The sequence below is a fragment of the Streptomyces flavofungini genome, from assembly GCF_041028215.1.
GTDB classification, from domain to species: Bacteria; Actinomycetota; Actinomycetes; order Streptomycetales; family Streptomycetaceae; genus Streptomyces; species Streptomyces flavofungini_B.
On sequence record NZ_JASKYR010000729.1, the window covers coordinates 1 to 3,275 of the forward strand.

Annotated in this window: 4 protein-coding genes; all 4 read left to right on the plus strand. The window is 71.0% G+C overall.

Translation table 11 applies throughout. From position 1 onward, the window contains the following. The coding region (locus tag AB8Z36_RS33310; RefSeq protein WP_369217121.1) for an aliphatic sulfonate ABC transporter substrate-binding protein at positions 1-1,032 on the plus strand (1,032 nt) is incomplete at its 5' end. Positions 1,033-1,076: 44 nt separating this feature from the next. Beyond that, positions 1,077-1,868: an ABC transporter ATP-binding protein gene (locus AB8Z36_RS33315; protein WP_369217122.1), complete on the plus strand. Its 792-nt coding sequence runs from the start codon at positions 1,077-1,079 to the stop codon at positions 1,866-1,868. After that, positions 1,855-2,778, plus strand: a complete 924-nt coding sequence (locus tag AB8Z36_RS33320; RefSeq protein WP_369217123.1) for an ABC transporter permease — start codon at positions 1,855-1,857, stop codon at positions 2,776-2,778. The genes AB8Z36_RS33315 and AB8Z36_RS33320 overlap by 14 nt, the downstream gene beginning before the upstream one ends. Before the next feature lie 6 nt (positions 2,779-2,784). Beyond that, positions 2,785-3,275 (plus strand): sirohydrochlorin chelatase (locus AB8Z36_RS33325; RefSeq protein ID WP_440582062.1); only part of this gene is annotated, 491 nt, incomplete at its 3' end.

Consider the following 3,275-nt stretch of genomic DNA (forward strand, 5'->3'; position numbering starts at 1 on the left):
GGCTACGGCTCGGCGGCGGACGAGCAGAGCGGCCGGGCGAAGATCGCGGCGGGCGCGAAGAAGATTGAAGGACTGGACAGCGTGAAGATCGGGTACTTCCCGAACCTCACCCACGCCACCGCCCTTGTCGGCAGCCACGAGGGCATCCTCCAGAAGGAGCTGGGCGGCACGGAGGCCACGTACTCGCAGTTCAACGCGGGGCCCTCGGAGATCGAGGCGCTGAACGCGGGCTCGATCGACATCGGCTGGATCGGCCCCTCCCCCGCCATCAACGGCTACACCAGGTCCCAGGGCGAGAACCTGCGCATCATCAGCGGCTCCGCCTCCGGCGGCGTCAAGCTGGTGGTGAACCCCGACAGGATCACGTCCCTGAAGGACGTCAAGGGCAAGAAGATCGCCACTCCGCAGCTCGGCAACACCCAGGACGTGGCCTTCCTCAACTGGGCGGCGGAGCAGGGCTGGAAGGTCGACGCGCAGAGCGGCAAGGGCGACGTCTCCGTGGTCCGTACGGACAACAAGATCACCCCGGACGCCTACACGTCCGGCTCCGTCGACGGCGCCTGGGTGCCCGAGCCGACGGCGTCCAAGCTGGTCGCCGAGGGCGGCAAGGTCCTCCTCGACGAGGCCGACCTGTGGCCCGGCAAGAAGTTCGTGATCACCAACCTCATCGTGTCGCAGAAGTTCCTCAAGGAGCACCCGAAGGTCGTCGAGGCCGTCCTGCGCGGCTCGGTGAAGACCAACGCCTTCATCAAGGAGCACCCGGAGAAGGCCAAGGCCGCGGCCAACGCCCAGCTCAAGGCGGACTCCGGCAAGGCCCTGCCCGCCGAGGTGCTCGACCCGGCGTGGAAGTCCATCCGCGCCACCGACGATCCGCTGGCCGCCACGCTCGACGCCGAGGCGGACCACGCGGTCGAGGCGGGCCTGCTCGAAAAGCCCGACCTCAAGGGCATCTACGACCTCGGTCCGCTGAACAAGGTCCTCAAGGCCGCGGGTGGGTCCCCGGTCGACGACGCCGGTCTCGGCGCCCAGTAGCACCGAAGACGACCAGTTCCCTGGATTCCCTGGAGGTGACGACCATGGCTACCACCCTCGCCAAGGCCGCGGAGGACACCGGCACCGCGACCGCGCACGCCGCCCGCATCGAGCACGTGTCCAAGAGCTTCGGCGGCCCCGCGGGCCCCCAGCTCGTCCTGGACGACATCACCCTCGATGTCGCGCCCGGCGAGTTCGTGACGCTGCTCGGCGCCTCGGGCTGCGGAAAGTCGACGCTGCTCAATCTCGTGGCCGGGCTCGACAAGCCCTCGGCCGGGGCCATCACGACCGACGGCCGCCCGGCCCTGATGTTCCAGGAGCACGCCCTCTTCCCGTGGCTGACCGCGGGCAAGAACATCGAACTCGCCCTGAAGCTGCGCGGTGTGCCGAAGGCGGAGCGCCGCCCGCGCGCCCAGGAGCTGCTCGAACTCGTCCGGCTCGACGGGGCCCACGGCAAGCGGGTGCACGAGCTGTCCGGCGGCATGCGCCAGCGCGTGGCCCTGGCCCGCGCGCTCGCCCAGGACAGCAAGCTCCTGCTGATGGACGAGCCGTTCGCGGCCCTGGACGCCATCACCCGCGACGTGCTGCACGACGAGCTGACCCGCGTCTGGCGCGAGACGAACGTCTCCGTCCTCTTCGTCACGCACAACGTCCGCGAGGCCGTGCGCCTCGCCCAGCGCGTCGTGCTCCTCTCGTCGCGTCCCGGCCGGGTGGCGCACGAGTGGCGGGTCGGCATCCCGCACCCGCGCCGCATCGAGGACTCCGCCGTCGCGGAGCTCTCCCTTGAGATCACCGAACAACTGCGTGGGGAGATCCGCCGCCATGGCAAGGACTGACGCTCCGGTCGACGAGGTCGAGGCCGACAAGGCCCGGCGGGACAGCGGCCAGGACCTCGCCGGACTGGAGGCCGGGCTCGACGCCCTGGAGTCCCACGCGGGCCCCACCCGCACCCCGGTCCGCCAGGTCCTCGTACAGAAGGTGCTGCCGCCGCTCTCCGCGGTGCTGCTGGTCCTCGTGGTCTGGCAGGCCCTGGTCTCCTTCAGGATCGTGGATGATCCGGGCAAGCTGCCCGCGCCGTCCGCCGTCTGGGACGAGGTCCACGAGGCCTGGCTCCAGGGCACGCTCCTGGACTACATCTGGACCTCCGTCTCACGCGGTCTCCTCGGCTTCCTGCTCGCCCTCGTGATCGGCACGCCGCTCGGCCTGATCGTGGCCAGGGTGCGCTTCATCAGGGCGGCCATCGGCCCGATCCTCTCCGGCCTCCAGTCGCTGCCCTCGGTGGCGTGGGTGCCGCCCGCCGTGCTCTGGCTGGGCCTGGAGAACAGCATGATGTACGCGGTGATCCTGCTCGGCGCCGTGCCCTCCATCGCCAACGGCCTGGTCTCCGGCGTCGACCAGGTGCCCCCGCTGTATCTGCGCGCGGGCCGCACGCTCGGTGCGACGGGACTGCGGCACACCTGGCACATCGTGCTGCCCGCCGCGCTGCCCGGCTATCTCGCGGGGCTCAAGCAGGGCTGGGCGTTCTCCTGGCGCTCCCTGATGGCCGCCGAGATCATCGCCTCCTCACCCGAGCTGGGCATCGGCCTCGGCCAGCTCCTGGAGAACGGCCGCAACGCCAGCTCCATGCCCATGATCTTCATGGCCATCCTGCTCATCCTCATCGTCGGCATCGCCATCGACCTGCTGATCTTCAGTCCGCTGGAGCGGCGGGTCCTGCGCGGTCGCGGCCTCCTCGTGAAGAGCTGACCCACCATGTACGACACACACTCCGCCCGCCCCGGGCAGGACACGCCCCTCATGCACCGTCCCGTGCTCCTCGTCATCGCCCACGGCAGCCGCGACCCGCGGCACGCCGAGACCGTGCGGGCGCTGGTGCGCCAGGTGCGTTCGCTGCGCCCGGGGCTCCGGGTGGAGACCGCCTTCCTCGACTTCGACGCGGCCACGGTCCCCGGCGTCCTGGAACGGCTGGCCGCCGAGGGCGTGCGCGATGTCGTCGCGCTCCCGCTGCTCCTGACGCGCGCCTTCCACGCCAAGGCCGACATCCCCGCGGCCCTGCGGATSSGYACGGCGGCGGTCCTCGGCCCCTCCCCGCTGCTGATCGCCGCCCTGGAACAGCGGCTGTACGAGGCGGGGCTCGACCCCGCCGACAAGTCCTCGACCGGGGTCGTGCTGGCCTCGGCGGGGTCCTCCGACCCGGAGGCGATCGCAGTGRTCGCTGACATCGCGCGGGAGTGGCGGCACCC